16 protein-coding genes are annotated in these 19,085 nt (G+C 38.6%); 4 read left to right on the top strand and 12 right to left on the bottom strand.

From position 1 onward, the window contains the following. The first annotated feature begins 55 nt into the window (after positions 1–55). Positions 56–2,254, top strand: coding sequence for a sensor domain-containing protein (locus FA584_RS03305; protein ID WP_167750213.1), 2,199 nt, complete (start codon positions 56–58; stop codon positions 2,252–2,254). A gap of 2 nt (positions 2,255–2,256) precedes the next feature. On the opposite strand, the gene recR is transcribed toward FA584_RS03305, so the two are convergent. From recR to FA584_RS03285, 4 genes are all read right to left on the bottom strand, one after another. Continuing rightward, positions 2,257–2,826: a recombination mediator RecR gene (recR, locus tag FA584_RS03300; protein ID WP_096045963.1), complete on the bottom strand. Its 570-nt coding sequence runs from the start codon at positions 2,824–2,826 to the stop codon at positions 2,257–2,259. Beyond that, positions 2,823–4,070, bottom strand: a complete 1,248-nt coding sequence (locus tag FA584_RS03295; RefSeq protein ID WP_167750212.1) for an ArsS family sensor histidine kinase — start codon at positions 4,068–4,070, stop codon at positions 2,823–2,825. Before FA584_RS03295 ends, recR begins: the two co-directional genes overlap by 4 nt. Next, complete coding sequence (locus FA584_RS03290; protein WP_088437236.1) at positions 4,067–4,738, bottom strand: response regulator transcription factor; 672 nt, start codon at positions 4,736–4,738, stop codon at positions 4,067–4,069. Before FA584_RS03290 ends, FA584_RS03295 begins: the two co-directional genes overlap by 4 nt. A gap of 97 nt (positions 4,739–4,835) precedes the next feature. Next, positions 4,836–5,330, bottom strand: coding sequence for a Spy/CpxP family protein refolding chaperone (locus FA584_RS03285; protein WP_167750211.1), 495 nt, complete (start codon positions 5,328–5,330; stop codon positions 4,836–4,838). A 150-nt stretch (positions 5,331–5,480) separates the two neighbouring features. Here FA584_RS03285 and dnaJ point away from each other — a divergent pair, with 150 nt between their 5' ends. Both dnaJ and FA584_RS03275 read left to right on the top strand, forming a co-directional pair. Next, positions 5,481–6,617, top strand: coding sequence for a molecular chaperone DnaJ (dnaJ, locus tag FA584_RS03280; RefSeq protein WP_087437893.1), 1,137 nt, complete (start codon positions 5,481–5,483; stop codon positions 6,615–6,617). Positions 6,618–6,620: 3 nt separating this feature from the next. Further along, complete coding sequence (locus FA584_RS03275; RefSeq protein ID WP_167750210.1) at positions 6,621–7,235, top strand: M48 family metallopeptidase; 615 nt, start codon at positions 6,621–6,623, stop codon at positions 7,233–7,235. Here the strand turns inward: FA584_RS03275 and FA584_RS03270 are convergent. Next, positions 7,214–7,471 (bottom strand): helix-turn-helix domain-containing protein, encoded by a 258-nt coding sequence (locus tag FA584_RS03270; protein ID WP_167750209.1) that lies wholly within the window; start codon positions 7,469–7,471, stop codon positions 7,214–7,216. The genes FA584_RS03275 and FA584_RS03270 overlap by 22 nt on opposite strands. Positions 7,472–7,711: 240 nt before the next feature. On the opposite strand from FA584_RS03270, the gene FA584_RS03265 reads away from it, so the two are divergent. Further along, the gene (locus tag FA584_RS03265; RefSeq protein ID WP_167750208.1) at positions 7,712–8,335 is read left to right on the top strand and encodes an opacity family porin; all 624 of its coding nucleotides are present in this window, start codon (positions 7,712–7,714) and stop codon (positions 8,333–8,335) included. Between the two features lie 33 nt (positions 8,336–8,368). Here the strand turns inward: FA584_RS03265 and FA584_RS03260 are convergent, their stop codons facing one another. The 7 genes from FA584_RS03260 to FA584_RS03230 form a co-directional block, all read right to left on the bottom strand. Beyond that, positions 8,369–8,911 carry a manganese efflux pump MntP gene (locus FA584_RS03260; protein WP_167750207.1) on the bottom strand — a complete coding sequence of 181 codons (543 nt, stop codon included), beginning with the start codon at positions 8,909–8,911 and terminating at the stop codon, positions 8,369–8,371. After that, positions 8,908–11,565, bottom strand: a complete 2,658-nt coding sequence (gene polA / locus FA584_RS03255) for a DNA polymerase I (protein WP_167750206.1) — start codon at positions 11,563–11,565, stop codon at positions 8,908–8,910. The genes FA584_RS03260 and polA overlap by 4 nt, the downstream gene beginning before the upstream one ends. Positions 11,566–11,590: 25 nt before the next feature. Further along, on the bottom strand, positions 11,591–12,400 hold the full coding sequence (locus FA584_RS03250) for an HDOD domain-containing protein (RefSeq protein WP_096045957.1): 810 nt from the start codon (positions 12,398–12,400) through the stop codon (positions 11,591–11,593). 87 nt (positions 12,401–12,487) lie between these two features. After that, positions 12,488–13,807 carry a cation:dicarboxylate symporter family transporter gene (locus tag FA584_RS03245; RefSeq protein ID WP_096047780.1) on the bottom strand — a complete coding sequence of 440 codons (1,320 nt, stop codon included), beginning with the start codon at positions 13,805–13,807 and terminating at the stop codon, positions 12,488–12,490. 235 nt (positions 13,808–14,042) lie between these two features. Then, on the bottom strand, positions 14,043–15,326 hold the full coding sequence (locus FA584_RS03240; protein ID WP_167750685.1) for a cation:dicarboxylate symporter family transporter: 1,284 nt from the start codon (positions 15,324–15,326) through the stop codon (positions 14,043–14,045). Between the two features lie 164 nt (positions 15,327–15,490). After that, a complete protein-coding gene (uvrA, locus tag FA584_RS03235) occupies positions 15,491–18,310 on the bottom strand; it encodes an excinuclease ABC subunit UvrA (protein ID WP_167750205.1) in 2,820 nt (939 codons plus the stop codon). Continuing rightward, positions 18,307–19,056: a sulfite exporter TauE/SafE family protein gene (locus tag FA584_RS03230; protein ID WP_167750204.1), complete on the bottom strand. Its 750-nt coding sequence runs from the start codon at positions 19,054–19,056 to the stop codon at positions 18,307–18,309. The genes uvrA and FA584_RS03230 overlap by 4 nt, the downstream gene beginning before the upstream one ends. Between the last annotated feature and the right edge of the window lie 29 nt (positions 19,057–19,085).

The raw sequence follows: 19,085 nt of genomic DNA, 5'->3' as shown, positions 1-19,085 counted from the left end.
ATTTTATGTTACACTAATATTATTTTAGATGTTATATTTCTCAACAGAGGGTACAATGAGTCTGTTTAGCACATTTTTTGATACTTTATTTTTATCAGACAACACATATAATGCCCTCTACCGATTTTTTGATGATAGTAGTTCCGTTATGCTTCTCATTGATCCTCACAGCGGAGAGATTATTAACGCCAATAAAGCTGCAGCACAGTTCTATGGGTATCCACTCGACCGTCTTGTGGGAATGTCTGTTGCTTCATTTAACACACTTCCACCCAATGAAGTACACCAAGAACGACAACGTGCTCTGGTGGAAGAGCGTAACTACTTTACCTTTCAACACAAGCTTGCCAACAATGAAATAAAAGATGTTGAAGTTTATTCAACACCTATTACGTTAGGTAAGAAAAGAGTTCTTTTTTCAATCATACATGATATCACTATGCGAAAAGAAACAGAAAAGCAGTTAGATGCAGTCAATGAAAATCTTGCTAAACAAGAAATCCTCTTCAAACAAATCATGGATACCTCTAGTGTTGCGATCTTCTTAGTCAACCTTGAAGGCTATATCATTCATGCCAATCGACGCATGGCTGAAATGTTTTTATACCCTCTTGAGGAACTCATTGGCAAAGAGTATGTTGAACTCATCCATCCCAGCGAAAAAGAGATCGGCCGGACTAAGATGCTATCTCTCCTTGGAAGTAGCATATCATCCGTAGATTTAGAACGAATCTATTGTCGCAATGATGGTACAAGCTTTTGGGGAAATCTCACGGGCAAACGTTTTTACGATGATAAAGGTAAAGAACTAGGGCTTGTTGGTGTACTCGCAGACATTGACGAACGCAAGTATATCCAAGAATGTGAACAACACCATAAACAAATTTTGCAGATGATGGTAAACACTTCACCCCTCTCAACCATTTTACATGTAATGATTGGAGGCATTGAATCCATACACCACCGCCGTATTGGATGCAGTATTTTACTTTTTGATGAAACCATCACAAAACTAACACTTGGTGCGACATCCAAAGAGCTTCAAAACCTTAGTATGTCACTGATAAAGATGTCACAAAGCAACACTCCATTTTTGAATCATCTCATGCACCTTAAATCCGAACCTATCTTGCTCTGTGACATGAAAGATCAACAATGGTGTGCTGATGAAGAGTTTCAATGTTTTTTATCCGATGAAACACAAACATGTTGGATCAATCCTATTTTTTCAGCACTTAAAAAACCTCTTGGACTTTTAATCATTTGTTCTTTGCAACAGCAAAATCTTACGCCTAGAGAAATCAAACTTGTGGAAGATGAAGTTCAATTTATTGCCCTTGCAATTGATAAAAGTACCAGCGATTCCAAAGTGCAACTTGCTGCTAACGTTTTTACCCATGCAAAAGAGGGAATTATTATTACCGATCCACAAGGCATCATTCTTGAAGCAAATGAGGCGTTCATTCGCAACTCTGGTTTTGAAGCATCCGAGATCATTGGACATAACCCTCGCATCTTAAAATCAGGAAGACATGAAAACAGTTTTTATACACAAATGTGGCACAGTATTTTTACAAAAGGCAATTGGCAAGGGGAAATATGGAACCGTCGCAAAGATGGTAGTTTAACTGCCGAAATGTTAAACATTAGTGCCGTTAAAGACAGCGAAGGGGAAGTTCAACATTTTGTTGCACTCTTTACTGATATATCCACCATCAAAGAACATGAAAAAGCATTAGAACATCTTGCTCAGCATGATGTCTTAACTTCTCTTCCCAATCGTATTCTATTCTGGGATAGGCTTCATCAAGCTATTGCCGAAGCACAGCGCTATCATACTTATTTTGCTGTTGTCTATATTGATCTTGATGGCTTTAAAGGAGTCAACGATACCTATGGTCATAGCATTGGAGATGAGTTACTCATTATTGTGGCTGAGCGCATTACCAAACTGATTCGTCAGAATGAGACCATCGCTCGCTTAGGTGGCGACGAATTCGTAGCACTACTGACCCATCTTAAAGAGCCAAAAGAGTGCGAAGCCATTCTTGTCAGAATTTTAGAAACCATACAAGAGGTGATCGTCGTTAATGGGATTGATCTTTATATTTCGGCAAGCCTAGGTGTTAGTTTCTACCCTTGCGATACGCTTGAGGCAGATGAACTCATCTTGCAAGCAGACAAGGCTATGTATAGTGCCAAACAATTAGGAAAAAATAATTATAAATTTTTTAATGAAACAAAGACAGATTGAGCCTAAATTTTAGTACGTGATTCCAAAGCTTTCGATAATGAGAGCATATCAACATTTTCAAGGTGCACACCTGTTGGTACACCTTGAGCAATTTTTGTAAAATGAAGATCATACGCTTTAAGTTTATCTTCGATAAATAAAATAAGCGCGTCACTTGCTAACGAAGGCGTCAGCGCAAAAATCATCTCTTTCACATCTTCATTGACCATCGCTTCAAGTTTACTGAGCGTTTCTTCTTCCAAATCACACAGAACAAAATAGTGCCCATCAAACAGTTTATGCTCCTCTAACACAAAAATATCTTTGGCACTTTCAACAATGCAGAGCTTTTGACTATCACGTCTTTCATCAAGGCAAATATCACAGATTTCATGCTCACTGAGGGCTCCACACTGTTCGCATTTTCGAATACTCTGAATCGCACTCTCAATGGCATTGGCAAGTTTCATCGCAGAAAAGGTATCGTTTAAAACTAAATGATACGCAAATCTAATAGCCGACTTCCGACCAACTGTTGGGAGTTTTTCAAAGGCATCGACCAGTTTATTAAACTTCTCTAACCCTCTCATCATGCGATAAATCCTTTTGAAAAATCAATGCTAAAGTGATGATAGCCTGCTTCATAGGCGTATGCTATTTCCAATCCATGTTGTTCCACAATATTTTTGACAATATACAATCCAAGCCCCAATCCACTACCACACGCTTTAGAGCCAGAGACAAACGGTTGAAAATACTCTTCAATCGCCATTTTAAGAGGTTCTCCTTCATTCGCAATAATCAGCCTCTGCCCACTATTTTTTACAAAGACACGATGATTGAGGCTATGCTTCATCGCGTTATCCATCAAGTTTTTAATCGCTAACGCCATAAGCTCAAAGTCAACGGTCACTTTAAAATCAAAATCGCCTTCAACATGGACCTGATCTTCTCTTTTTTGGTCATCAAGCATCAAAAGATCAATCGCTTGATCGATTACATGTAAAAGCGAATACTCTTTGAGATTGAGTTCATACCGCTGTGATGTAAGCTGCTCAATCTTGGAAAATTCGGCAATCAAAAGATCAAGCCTACCAAACACTCCGACTAATCGTTTTTTAGCAATAGCATCCTCAAGCATTTCAGCAACAATACGCCCTTTGCCAATCGGCGTTTTGAGCTCATGCATAATCGTCCGTAAAAAAAGCTGCCTGGAATTGATAAGATCGCGTATTTTTTTAACAGCACGATCAAACTCATTGGCAACTTCACCGATTTCATCATTCGATTCACTCTGACACTCAATGCTTAAATCCCCACTGGCAAACTTGCGTATTTGCGAACTGAGTGTCTTAAGCGGTGCAATACTTTTAAAAATAGAGACGTACATGTAAAGCAAAATCAACAACGCAATGACAAAAACAACCCATAAACTTTCGTTAAAATTTTTGTAGTCTTGGCTCTCTAAAAGAACACTGGATTCAAAATTATCAATAAAAAGATAATAACGGTCATTGTACACAATGGAAGAAAAACGGCTAATGGGAGAAAGTTTTTGGAAAATAACCACCCCATTGGCAAGAACAGAATCACGCAGATGTTTACTGGCAACTTTTTTGAGTCCAAAATTATTGAAATACTCTTCAATATCTTTTGGCTGAACGTTGTTACGATACATGACTAACAAATAATTGACCGATTGAATTTGGCGCTGTTTCATATTCTCTAGATTTTTATCGCTTTGATGCTCCAACAAAAGAGCAAAGAACATCGCCAGTAAAAAAAGTGAGAGAAAAAAGATCGCACTGATCTTGTTGAGAATTGAGTTTTTAATCATCCGACAAGCTTGTACCCAATACCTCGTACGGAGTGGATGTACTCAGGGCTTTTAGAATCATCACCAATTTTAGTACGCAAACGACCGATAATGACATCTAAACTTTTAGAGCCTTTATCTTTCAGCGATTTACAGTTATATACTAACTGTTCACGCGAGATCGAAAAACCGTTTTGACGAATCATATACGAGAGTATCTCATATTCTGCGGGAGTAAGATTAAGAACCTCTCCTTTAAAAGAGATTTCATGGCGTTTTTCATCGACCAAGAAAACACTATGACTTTGCTGTTCTTCCAACGTTGAGCTTTTTTTATAACGACGAATCAAGCTTTGAATGCGTGCATACATCTCTTTAGGATCATACGGTTTTGGTAAATAATCATCCGCACCGATTTGAAGGCCGATGACTTTATCACTGATATCGCTGCGTGCTGATGAGATAATGATAGGAATGTCATATTGCGCAACAATCTCTTTGCAAACTTCAAGTCCATCCATCCCAGGCAATGTCAAATCCAAAATGAGTAAATCATACTTTTTGACTCCAGCACTTAACCCCAAATAAGGATCTTCAAAATTGGTAATTTTAATATTGTATTTCGCAAGATATTCACTTAAAATTTCGGCGAATTCGGTATCATCTTCTATCATCAAGACATTAATCATTCTATGGCCTTGTAGTTTTTTATAATTATACTGAATTTGAGTGATATTTAAAAAGAAAGACCTCCGAAGAGGTCTTATAGAGGTAAAATTTGAACTTTTATTTACTGGTAGCGGGTGTTTGTGCTGGGGTTGGTCTTTGTGGTTTTTGAGCCATCAACGTTTTAAGCTCTGCACGTTGTTCTTTTGTGAGAAGATTGAACACTTTTTCCATATGATCCGCTTGAAGCGCTAACATTTTTTCGTACATTTCGGTATGAAGTTTGATAAACTCTTTTTTATTGAAGCTATCACCGCTCATAAGATCTTGCATTTTTGTTCTCATTTTCGGATCTTGCAATTTAGTCATTTCTAACTTCATTTCACTTTGCAAAACATGTAATTTATGGCGTTGATCATCGGTAAGGTTAAGTTGTTCCATCATTGCCATACCCCCTCTTCCACCTTGCATCATCATTCCTTGACCACCCATTCCGCCACCTTGCATCATACCCATACCAGATTGCATCCCTTGACAGTTACCGCCACCAAAGGCGAAAGCGCTGGTCGTTCCTAGTGCAACTAAAGTTGCAAGTGTTAAGATTGTCTTTTTCATTGTGTACTCCTTAAAAGTTTTATGATGAAATCTTACAGGAGTGCTATTAATGAGCCTTTAATGGTTTGTTAATCAACCTTAACAACCAAATTTTAAACTACTTTTTGCTAAAATCTTGATCTTCAAAAACTTACATGTAAAGAGATAATAGTGGATCTAGAATATTATGAAATATTGGAAATTACCAAAACAGCAGACGCTACTGAGATTAAAAAAGCCTATCGCAAATTAGCATTGCAATACCATCCCGATCGCAATCAGGGTGATAAAGAGGCTGAAGAGAAATTTAAAGCGATTAATGAAGCTTACCAAGTCTTAAGTGATGAGCAAAAACGTGCTACGTACGATCGCTACGGTAAATCAGGACTTGATTCTCAAGGCTTTAGCCATTTCTCCGATATGCGTTATGAAGACATTATGGGTGATCTTGGCTCCATCTTTGAATCTGTCTTTGGTGGAGGCTTTGGAAGCAGTGGTGGTTTTGGCGGTGGTGGATCAAAGCAAAATCGCAAATACAACCTCGACCTTGAAGCAGAAGTAACACTTGCCTTTAATGAAGCCATTTTTGGTACTAAAAAAGAGGTGACTTTCTCCTATAAGAAGCCTTGTGACACGTGTGATGGAACGGGAAGCAAAGATAAGTCTAAGGCTACATGTAAAGAGTGTAAAGGCAAAGGTCAGGTTTTCTACCGACAAGGCTTTATGACCTTTTCACAAACCTGCCCAAATTGTAATGGAAAAGGGAGCGTTGTTACCAATCCATGCCCAAGTTGTAATGCCAAAGGCTTTACGCAAATCGAAGACAAAGTGACGATTGACATTCCTGAGGGTATTGACAATAACAACCGAATCCGCGTGGCGGGCAAAGGTAATATTGATGAGCGCGGAGGAAGAGGCGATCTTTACATCTTAGTGCATGTCAAAGAAGATGAGCATTTTGTACGCCATAACGATGATATTTACATCGAAGTCCCTGTATTTTTTACGCAAGTTGCTCTTGGTGAAACCATCAAAATCCCAACGATTCGAGGCGAAGCAGAGCTTGAATTACCTCTTGGAGCGAAAGACAAACAACAGTTTATCTTCAAACATGAAGGTGTTAAAAATGTCCATACGCATCAATTAGGAAGCATGATTACGCAAATTTCTATTCGCTACCCTAAAAAGCTTACTAAAGAGCAAAAAGAGCTACTCATTCAATTGCAAGAAGAATTTGGCGTTGAAAAAAAATCAAAAGACGACAAATTTGAAAGTGTCTTCGATAAAATAAAAAGCTGGTTTAATTAAACGATGCAACCTCTCATAGAGTACCAAGGCGAAACGCTTTGCTACTCTATCATCATTAATCGCCGTCTGAAACATCTTTACATTATGATAGACCCAATCAAAGGGGTCATTGTCAAAACACCCTACACATCCAAAGAATATATTCACGAATTAGTAAGTCAAAAAGCGGCATGGATTTTTACAAAAGTTAAAGCGGCAAAAAAGCGAACAACCATACAATCACTTTTTACTGAAGAGGGAAAAGTGCTCTATTTGGGCGAGCCTATTCTTTTACATGTAAAGCAGACACCTGATGCATTTTACAAAGAAAAAACCATCCCTTTGGTGACAAGACTCGTCGAAGAGTGGAGTTTTTTAATGGGCGTTAAACCCACGAAAATCAGCTTTCGAAAAGCCAAAAAACGTTGGGGAAGTTGCTCATACACGAATGAACTAAGCTTTAACCTCAGCCTCGCTCAACTGCCTCTAGAGTGCATTACCTACATCGTCATTCACGAACTCTCACACATTGAGCACAAACACCATCAAAAAAGCTTCTGGCAATGCGTAGCCGAACATATGCCTGAGTATAAAACATGCGAGAAAATTCTTAAAAACTATTCGCCAACACTCTCTTGAAAAAAATCTTCAATGTGACACTCTAAAATATGTGCAATCTTCAAAAGGTGTTCTAGATTAAAGTGTTGTTGTTTATGATAAATCTCAGCTTGTGAAATAAGCCCAACCGATTTATACCCTAACGCTTGTGAGAGAGCTAACTGCGAATAACCTTTACGTTCACGTAGTCTTTTAACATTTTTCCCAATTTTGTAATGAAACTTTTCAATACAATAATGATCTAGAATTTTAGTCATTTTAATACCATACTTTATATTTTAAGCAACTCAAGCTTCTTAATACCCTGCAACTTGAATTTCTTTATATTCATTTTATCGCTTTCGCGTCACAGAATGCGTCACAGAATGAAAAATTTCTCTTGTATGTATTTATTTTCATTTCAATATGACTATTTTACATCATACATAGTAATAACTATTTGAATTTAATTAATCAATATGCTTTAATTGCATATTTAAAACAAAAGGAGTTTTCTTATGAAAAAAAGTTTGATCGTAGCAACATTATTAATGATTGGTACTTCATCAACATTAGTTGCAGGTGAAATGGGTAATGAATGGTTTGTAGGTGGTGAGTTTGGTGGTATGAGTATGCATACTAAAACTTCTGGTTCAGCCTATATTCCAAGCCAAGGTCTTAATACTGAAGGTACTTATAAAGAGACGATCAATAGTACCTATGAAGCACTTAAAATGGGAAAATATTTTGAGTTTGGTAGAATTTATGGCAGCTTGGCATATCAAAATAAGAAAGATGATTTAACCTCATATACATTTGGTCTTGGGTATGACTATTTATTTAAAAATAAATCTGATTTCACACCTTTTATTGGTGTCAATGCTTCTTACAGTCAAGCTAAATGGGATGTTGACGGAGCCAAAGAACTTTCACTTGACAAACCAAAGGGCTTTAACTATGGCCCAGAAGTCGGTCTACTTTACTCTGTTACAAAAAATACAGAGCTAGAGATAGGCGTTCGATATATGATTAGTGATGTTAAAGATACCTTCTCAGCCAATGATGGTATCAATAGGGCTGATATCAAACTTGAAGCAGAAAAAATTATTCAATACTATGTCGGATTAAACTACAAATTCTAATCCATACAGAGGCTCATTACATGAGCCTCTCTCTTAAAAAAATAAAATTCTAAACCCAATTGCAACCAGAACAACCCCTCCAAAAATCTCCGCTTTGCTTTCCAACCACGTACCACTGAGCTTTCCTACATAAACGCCTAGAAAACTAACTACAAACGTTGTTAAACCAATGATAGCACATGAAAGCAGAGGATTGAGATCTAAAAGCATTAAGCTAAAGCCTGCAGCCATAGCATCAATACTCGTCGCAATGGCTAAGGTTAACATGATTTTATTGGTTATTTTTGTGAGCTCTTCACCAACGCCTTCATTAACACCTTCATAAATCATCTTTGCCCCTATAAGTAGCAACAGACCAAAAGCAATATAGGCAGCATACTGGCTCACAAAGCCCAAGACTCCTTTACCGCCAAGATACCCAAGCAAAGGCATTAATGCTTGAAAAACACCAAAGAAGAGCCCCGCTTTAAGGGCAAGTGCTTTGGTGGTATGACCATTTTGTTTAGCTCCAAGGCCAATGGAAACAGCAAAAGCATCCATGCTAAGAGCAAATGCTAACAACAATACTTCTATCATTTGAGTTCTCCCCAATTATTACCTATGGCAATGGAAACTTTCAGTGGAACACGAAGAGGATAAACCTCTTCCATAACTTTTTGAGCCTGCAAGGCAAACGCTTCTGCCCGTTCTTCTTTTACTTCGAAAATCAATTCATCGTGAATTTGAAGCAGTAACTTTGCCTCATCGTCCACAAGTGTAGCCATAATTTTATTCATTGAAAGCTTGATGAGATCAGCGGCACTTCCTTGAAAAACGGTATTGACCGCTTCACGAAGGTAACCCGCGTATTGCATACCGTTAGCATGTTCAAAGTCAAAAAAACGTTTTCGACCTAAAAGTGTCTGCACGTATCCCTCTTTTTTAGCACCTTCTGCAATATCTGAAAGATAATTTTTAATCGTTGGAAAGGTTGCAAAATAACTTTCAATATAACTTTTTGCCTCTTTGGTCGAGATACCAATCGTTTCCGAAAGGCGTTTAGGCCCCATTCCATACAACAATCCAAAGTTAATACTTTTAGCCACACCCCGTTTTGCTACAGCCTCTGCTTCGCCAAAAAGTTTTAAAGCTGTCTCTTTATGAATATCTTTACCCGATTGAAAGGCATGAATCATCGCTTCATCACCGCTAAAATGTGCCAAAAGTCTTAACTCAATTTGGGAGTAATCAATGCCGATGAGTTTACAGCCCTCTTTTGCCACAAAACCACCGCGTACTTCGCGCCCAAGTTCCGTTTTAACCGGAATATTTTGCAAGTTAGGGTCTTTAGAGCTGAGTCTTCCTGTTGCGGTGCCTGTTTGTATAAACGAAGTATGCACACGTCCCAATGGAGACTCTTTGGAAAGTTTAAGCAGTGGTTCGATGTACGTGGAACGCAGTTTATAAAGTTCACGATACTCCAAAATTTTGGCAATGCTAGGGTGTTGGTCTAAAAGCTCATTCAAAACATTTTCATCGGTGCTATAACCTGTTTTGGTCTTTTTAACCGTTGGAAGTCCTAACTGTTCAAACAGAACGGCTCCGAGTTGTTGAGTTGAATTAAGATTAAACGTCGCATCGCATAAACTAAAAATTTCCGCTTTTAGTTCTTCGATCGCATGGTCTGTTCGTTTTAAGAGGACTTCAAAATAACGACCATCAATTTTTATGCCCTCTTTTTCCATTTTCATCAGTGTCTTAATAAAGGGGAACTCAACCTCTTTGGCAAGATCAAACAATTCTGGGTCAAGCACTTCATGAAGTTTCTCAAAAAGCCTAAGGGTCATCCACGCATCTTCGCTGGCATATTCACACGCCTTTTCTAACGGCACAGCACTAAAATTTTCTCCTTTAGGGACAACATCTTTGAACTTAACCATCGCATGATTAAAAAATCTAAGGGAGAGCGTATCAAGACCGACATTGGTTTCAGGATTAAGAAGCCATGCAAGAAGCATCGTGTCCGCATAAATAGCAACATCTTTAATGCCAAAATTATTTTCAATGACAGCCAAATCAAATTTGAGATTTTGTCCAACAATTTTGTGAGTAAAAAGTGCTTCCAGTGCTTTCTTCGCATCGGCTAATGCAATTTGATCGCCTACTCCCAAATAGTGATGTCCGATAGGCACATAATATGCCTCATGCGTATTAGTTGCAAAAGAGAATCCAACGATCTTTGCATTGTATGCATCCAATGCATTTGTCTCTGTATCAAACGCGACTATAGCGTCTTCTTCAATGCCTTCTATGATGTTAAACAACATCTTGGTATCATCCAATAAAATTGCATTAAAACTGTTACTTGGCGCCTCTTTTGACTTTACATGTAAAGACTCATTTCTTACACGAGAGAGCATATGACGTAGCTCATACTTTTCAAGTTCATCGGTTATATTGATGAGGGGATTATCGCAAGGAAAATGAAATGCATCGAACTTATCAGCGATGTTAAGCGAATCATCCAGACGAACCAGTTGTTTGCTTAAAAAGGCTTTTTCACGTCCTTCTTCGAGCATCGCTTGAACACGAGGGTTCCCTATACGTTCAAGGTTTTCATACACATTTTCGATTGTTCCATAATCATCCAAAAGTTTTTTAGCTCCCTTTGGGCCAATGCCTTTTACACCGGGAATATTATCGGCAACATCACCCACGAGCGCTAAATATTCATTAATTTTATTAGGATAAACACCAAATTTTTCAAAACATTTTTCCGTATCAATCTCCATCTTTTTCATCGGATCATAAATCACTACCATGCCATCATCAATGAGTTGATACAAATCTTTATCGTGGGTGACAATACGCACTTTAATATCATGGCTTTTCGCAAAACGTACTGCAGATGCGATGACATCATCCGCCTCATACCCCTCTTGCGCATAGCATTTAAAGCCCATTTTCTCAATCCAAGAGATAGCTACAGGAAGTTGACGCCTTAAATCTTCGGGGACTTCGGGACGGTTTGCTTTGTAGTTAGGGTCTAGTGTATGACGAAAATTTTTGCCTTTACTATCGAGCGCAAACAGTAGATAATCGGTATCGTGCTCATTCTTAATCGCATAAATAAAATTGGCAAATCCTGTGAGAAGTCCTGTAGGAAAACCTTGAGTATTGCGCAGTTGTGGAAGCGCATAGTAGTTCCTAAAAAAGAAACCAAATGTATCAATAATTGTAAGAATTTTCACGGAAATACCTTTTACATGTAAGAAGTTAGTAGTATTCTTTGAGTTTTGTCACAACCTCAAGAAATGCTTGTTTATCAAGTTTTTCTTTTTCAAGAATATTCAAAGCAAGGTTGATACTTCGCTCACTGAGTGGTGCATTAATAGGGATAGCCGTTTTAACCACTTTTAGCGCAACCGCATAAGGGCGAATGTCTAAAGGAGCAACCCCAAGAGCATCAACGTATTCAATCGCGTGTACCATTTTATCTTCAAATTTCCAATGTTTAAAAATAAGCCCCGCCACTTCACTGCTCGTCATTCTGACAAACATTTTTTCAACATCAGCGATATTGTTACTATTTTCAATTTCAGAACGGAATTGATACATTTCATCATTTTTGACAATTTCATCGGCAATCAGAATTTTACCGGTCTCTTGCAAAAGTGCCGCCAGAAAAAGAAAATCTGCTTTCGTTGCATCAATCTTGCTGTACCACTGAACCATCAAGGCGCTTTGCAATCCTGAGATAGCAGCAAACTCTTCAGGCGTAACACCATATGGTGCCATATCGACTTGTAACAATTTTTTAATCGACATATCCGTCACTAAAGAACGTGTAGTAGACATTCCAAAAAGGCTCACGGCTTGTAGTACACTTTTAATCTCTCGCCTAAAGTTATATAAAGGAGAATTAGCGACTTTCAATAAGTTAGCAACCATCATAGGATCTTCTTCAATGACCCGTGCAAGGTCTGCTGAACTCGCATTTGGGTCTTGGCAAATGAGCGTCATCTGATGAAAACTTTTAGGGAGGGGAGGAAGTGCTTTGATGCGCTCAGCAATTTCTTCTAGCATGTCAGCTCTCTTTATTAATTTGTTTGATTATAGCGAGGTTTAAGTAAAAATCCAATGAGGAGAGCTCCTCATTGGAGTAACAAAGGTTTAACTAGGAATCCCATCATCAATACTATCAGGGTTATCCAATGCATGTTTAAATTTTTTCATGTCAATCTGCTTGTCCCAAACGCCAACAAAAACAGTGGCAACAGCGTTACCACAAAGGTTACCAACAGCTCTCATTTCACTCATAAATTTATCCACTCCGAGCAAAACTGCAACCGTTGCGACAGGGATCGCACCACCCATTGCCGACAAAGTTCCCGCAAGGATAATAATGCCTGAACCCGTAACCCCTACCGCCCCTTTTGATGTCACCATCAAAATAAGAATGATGCTCATCTGCTCACTCAAAGTCAAAGGCACATTGAATGCTTGAGACAGAAAGATAATAGAAAGTGCAAGATAAATATTGGTACACCCAAGGTTAAATGAGTAACCTGTTGGAATAACAAGCCCTGTTGTTCCTCTACTAACACCCGCAGCCTCAAGCCTTCTCATTAGCGGAGCGAGCGCTGCTTCACTTGAAGAAGTTGCAAAGACAATTAAGACTTCTTTTGCAATGTAACGCATAAATTTGAAAACATTAATTTTATAAAACCATAAAATAACACCTAGCACGCCAAAGGTAAATGCAAGAACCGAAACGAACATAACGGCCAATAAATTTGCCATACCCAGGAGTGATGATAGTCCAAACTTACCAATCAAAAATGCCATAGCACTAAAGCTTGCAATAGGGCTTGACCACATGATCAATGTTAAAATTTTAAAGAAAAAGTTTTGCGCTTTTTCTAAAGGTTTTAAAATCGTGATTTTATGTTTTCCACCAAAAGCAGAAAGAAGGATTGCAAAGAAAAGTGCCATTGTGAGCACTTGGAGCGTATCCCCGTGTAAAAATGGTGAAATAGGATCATTAGGAATGGCATGTCTGAGAATGCTCCATGCTGAACCTACCTCCTGTTTTACCTGCGTAAAACTTTCAATACTAGAAGCGTCTAAGGATTCAATGGAGAGATTCATTCCCTCCCCCGGGCGGAGAATATTACCAAATAAAACACCAATGGCAAGAGCAAATGTACTCACTATCTCAAAATAGATAAATGCTTTAATACCAATGGAGCCAACTTCTTTAAGGCTTTCAAGCCCAACAATACCCGTAATAATCGTTAAAAAGATAATCGGTCCAACAAGCCATTTCAAAACTTGAATAAACCAGTCAATTCCAGGTTTTGCCTTGATAGCATTCTCTGGATCCATCACACCAAAGGTCACACCTGCGATAATAGCGACGATCACCCAAAAAGCCAAACTTTTAACGGTATAGTGCTTCCAATCTTTCTTACTTCCCTTTTTCTTGCTCACTCTGTTCAACGAAGACCCTTTTGATACTTTAAAACCAGTCTAAGCTCTATAACCGATGCGTAATTTCTACGAAAACTTAAGATGTGATTTGCAAAGTGTTTTATGATATATGATTTATTATGGCATACGAAAAGGGATTTTAATGAGATTTTTTAAAGAAAAGGGGGGAAATTATATTAAAAAGAAAGAGGTCAATGAAGTAATTGTAACACCTCATTGACCGTATAAAAATTGATTAACCAGGAATTGTGTCTTCAACACTCTCTGGATGATCTAATGCGTATCTGAATTTATCCATATCGATCTGTTTATCCCAAGCACCAACAACAACAGCAGCAACCGCATTACCACAAAGGTTACCTACCGCTCTCATTTCGCTCATGAATTTATCAACACCAAGAAGTACCGCAACCGTTACCACAGGAATTGCGCCACCCATGGCAGACAAAGTTCCTGCAAGAACGATAAAACCAGAACCTGTTACACCTACAGCACCTTTTGAGGTAACCATCAAAATGAAGATGATACTTAACTCTTCACCAAGGGTCAATGGAATATTGAACGCTTGAGAAATAAAGATAATGGAGAGTGAAAGATAGATGTTCGTACAATCAAGGTTAAATGAATACCCCGTTGGAATAACAAGACCTGTTGTTCCTCTGCTTACACCAGCGGCTTCTAGACGACGCATCAATGGAGCCAATGCAGATTCACTGGATGACGTTGCAAATACAATCAATACCTCTTTAGCGATAAAGCGCATAAATTTGAAAATATTGATTTTGAAGATTGCCATAATAATACCAAGGACACCAAAAACAAATGCAAGTACAGAGATAGCCATAACACCCAATAAACTTGCCATATTGATCAAAGAAGCAATACCAAATTTACCGATCAAAAATGCCATCGCACTAAAAGATGCGATAGGGCTTAACCACATCAAAATCGTTAAGATTTTGAAGAAAAAGTTTTGAACAATTTCAAGTGGTTTCAAAATAGTAGCTTTATGTTTTCCACCAAAAGCAGCGATCAAAATGGCTAAAACCAATGCCATCGTTAATACTTGAAGTGTATTACCATTCAGAAATGGTGTAATAGGGTCACTTGGAACTGCATTTTTGAGGATAGACCATATAGACCCAACGTCACCCGTGCTTGTAAATTTAGCAACACTTTTAGGATCTAGCGAATCAACGGAAAGGTTCATTCCATGTCCAGGTCCAAACATATTTCCAAAAAGTACACCGATTGCCAACGCAAAGGTACTTACGATTTCAAAATAGATTAATGCTTTTAATCCAATTGAACCAACTTCTTTAAGACTTTCAAGTCCAACAATACCTGAAATAATGGTTAAGAAGATAATCGGTCCAACAAGCCATTTCAACGCTTGAATAAACCAATCAATTCCTGGCTTTGCTTGCGTTGCCAGTTTAGGATCAACCATACCAAGAGCAATACCTGCGATAATGCCAAAAATAACCCAAAAGGCCAAGCTTTTTATCGTATAGTGCATCCAATCTTTTTTCTTCACATTCACGGTTTTTTCCACGAAACATCCTTTTCGTTTTTTTGATGAACCGATTATAATGAAAAGATATGTCTATATTATGTAGATTTACATGTAAAAGGTACTGTGATATTTTTTCCACTAAAAAACGTTACTAAAGGGAACATATTTTAGGATTTCTTCTCTGATGCTAGTTCCTGTGCTAAAAATTTTCCCGTATAACTTTCTGTTTTTGAGGCATCTTGTGCAACTTCAAAAGGCGTTCCAACTGCGATAATACGCCCTCCGTAGCTTCCTCCATCGGGTCCCATATCAATCATATAATCTGCATTTTTGATGACATCCATATTATGTTCAATGACCAATACACTGTTACCCATATCTGTGAGATGGTGTAACACTTTTACCAGTCTGTCCACATCAGCGAAGTGTAAACCTGTCGTTGGCTCGTCCAAAACATACAATGTATTGCCTGTATCCTTCTTGCTCAGCTCTTTGGCTAGTTTAATACGTTGTGCCTCACCACCACTCAATGTCACAGCATTTTGACCTAAGGTGATATACCCCAAACCAACATCGGAGAGTGTTTGAATTTTTTGGTTAATTTTAGGAATAGCTTTAAAAAAGTCATAGGCTTCATCCACACTCATATTGAGAACATCCGAGATAGACTTCCCTTTATACTTAATCTCTAATGTTTGTGCGTTGTAGCGTTGACCTTTACAGACATCACACTTGACCATAATGTCGGGTAAAAAGTGCATCTCAATCTTAATTTCACCATCACCTTGGCACTTTTCACAACGTCCACCTTTAACGTTAAACGAAAATCGTCCCACATTGTAGCCTCTTATCTGAGCCTCTTTGGTTTTAGCGAACAGTGCACGAATCTCATCCATCACGCCTGTATACGTTGCAGGATTACTTCGTGGAGTCCTGCCAATAGGGCTTTGATCCAGATAAATGACTTTATCGAGTTGATCGAGACCAATGCATTCAACCCCCGCGACTTTGTTCACTTTTTTCGCGCGGTTAAGATACTCTTTGGCAACAGGAAGCAAGGTCTGAAGAATGAGTGAGCTTTTACCACTACCGCTCACTCCTGTAATGGCGACAAGATTGCCTAAAGGAATTTTGACATCAAGGTTTTGAATATTGTTGATCGTAACATGATTAAGCTCTATCCAACGCTCTTGCTTGCGGTTCTTGCGGTAGTGAATGACTTTCGTGCCGTTAAGGTATTGCGCGGTGAGCGTATTGCTTTTTAAAAGCTCTTCATTGGTACCTTGAAAGACCACTTCACCTCCAAATTTTCCAGCCCCTGGTCCTATGTCGACAATGAAATCAGCCGTTTTAATCGTCTCTTTATCGTGTTCAACGACAATCACCGAATTGCCTTTTTTCTGCAAACTGCGAAGCGTTCGGATGAGTTTAAGCGTATCTCTCTCATGCAGACCAATGCTAGGTTCATCGAGCACATACATGACACCTGTTAGCCCACTGCCAATTTGCGAAGCAATACGAATACGCTGCGCCTCACCGCCACTGATCGTTCTAGCATCTCGTCCTAAACTGATATAGCCTAATCCTACGTCAAACAAGAAAAACAGACGCTCTTTGATCTCTTTTAAAATAGGCTCAGAAATCATCTTCTGCTGTGGTTTCATCGAAGCAAAATTTTTCTCGTCTTGGAAAAAAGCTAAACACTGATCGATGGGGAATTCCAAAATATCGGCGATGTTTTTCTTAGCTAAACGAACCGCTAGACTCTCTTTTTTCAGACGATACCCACCACACGTGTCGCACGTCTTTTCGCTCATATAATCACCCAACTCTTTTTCATCTTTGAGCATATCGTAAGCGATTTTGATGACACCTTCCCATTTACGAATTAGCTTATGTTTTTTCCAAAAGAAGGTCGCATCTTCCACCCCACCGTGCAAAATGGCTTTTTGTTGGTGCTCTTCTAACTCTTCATATGGTATTTTGGTATTAATACCCGCAGCCTCACAAAAAGCTTGTAAGAATTTAGCGTAAAAACTTTTGTTAAATCCGTAAAAGATTTTAATCGCACCCTCTTCGATGCTTACATGCTCATTGATGATTTTTTTAAGATCCAACGTATAGCGAATGCCCAAACCATCGCATGTTGGGCATGCTCCTTTGGGTGAGTTAAACGAAAAGGAAAGTGGTTCGAGGGGTTCAAAACTGATCTTACAATCAAAACACGCCAAATGCTCACTGTAATGAATATGCGATGTTGTTAGCCCTACTTCTTCAGCATTGGAGATGTCTAGTTCCACTTCACCATAACTCTCCAAAAGTGCTTTTTCAATGTCGGTCGCAATACGGTCTCTATTTTCATCACGCACCACCACACGATCGATAATGACTTTAATCGTATGTTTTTTGGTTTTTAAAAGCTCGACTTCTTCATCCAAACGGACCATCACACCATCAATCAAAGCGCGCACATAACCTTTGTGACGTAAAGACTCGATCATATCCGCAAAACTACCTTTTTTCTCACGCACCAATGGCGCTAAGATGGAAAGTTTCGTTTCAGGAGGAAGTTTTAATACCTGCTCGATAATATCTGCCACCGACATCTGAGAAATCTCTTTGCCACACAAATGACAGTGCTGTTTTCCCACACGCGCATAAAGCAAGCGCAGGTAATCATAGATTTCCGTAATCGTTCCCACCGTTGAGCGCGGGTTTTTACTCGTCGTTTTTTGATCAATCGCAATCGCAGGCGTTAACCCTTCGATTTTATCGACATCGGGTTTGCCCACACGATCCAAAAACTGTCTCGCATACGACGAAAGCGATTCGATATAGCGGCGTTGCCCTTCTGCATAAAGCGTATCAAACGCCAAGGTACTTTTACCACTTCCACTTAAGCCCGTAAAAACCACAAGCTTATTTTTTGGAATTTCCAAATTGATATTTTTAAGATTATTTTCTCTAGCGCCGTAAATTTTGATCATAGAATATTCATCTCACTTAAAATTTTATTGAGGGTTAATAAAAACATAACCACATACAAAATAAGCAAAGCTCGTTTTTGTACTTTTTTTACCATACGATGGGAAAGCTTAACGCCAAAATAGACGCCAATAACCGATCCGATACTTATAACAGCACCTACGTCGTATTCCACCAAACCGTGTGCCGCAAGACTAATAAATCCTGAAATTGAAGCAAAAATCACAAAAAATAGCGTGGTTCCAACTGCTTTTTTAATATCCCAATGCAAGAATCCAACTAAAGCTGGCGTTAAAAAAATGGCTCCGCCTGTTCCCGTACTAATAGAAATAGCTCCCACCACGATACCAATTATTAATAAAAGACTTTTCGATTCATTGGGAAGGAGATAACTTTCGAGTGTTGCCGTAAACATTTTATAAATCGAAATCAATAAAGTAAACGCGAACAGGATTAATAAAGCCAAATGAGGTAATGCATTCACTATCGCACCACTAAATGCCGCACCAATTAAGGCACCTAGTCCTAAAATCATGCCACTGTTTAAAGCTAAAACACCCGCTTTATGATTGTGGTACGATCCGAACATTGAACTAAAAATCATCTGCATCACCGATATACCAATAGCAACTTTAATATCAAATCCAAGATAAATGAGCGTAGGAACTAAAATAGTTCCACCACCAATACCAAAGAAGCCAGAGCAAAACCCTACAATAATTCCAAATAGCCCAAGGACTACTAACATCTATGCCAACTTTAATTACAAGATGTTGG

Origin of the sequence: Sulfurospirillum diekertiae (assembly GCF_011769985.2) — a bacterium.
GTDB lineage: Bacteria > Campylobacterota > Campylobacteria > Campylobacterales > Sulfurospirillaceae > Sulfurospirillum > Sulfurospirillum diekertiae.
The sequence above is the reverse complement of the archived record's forward strand: the minus strand, read 5'-3'. Positions and strand labels throughout refer to the sequence as shown.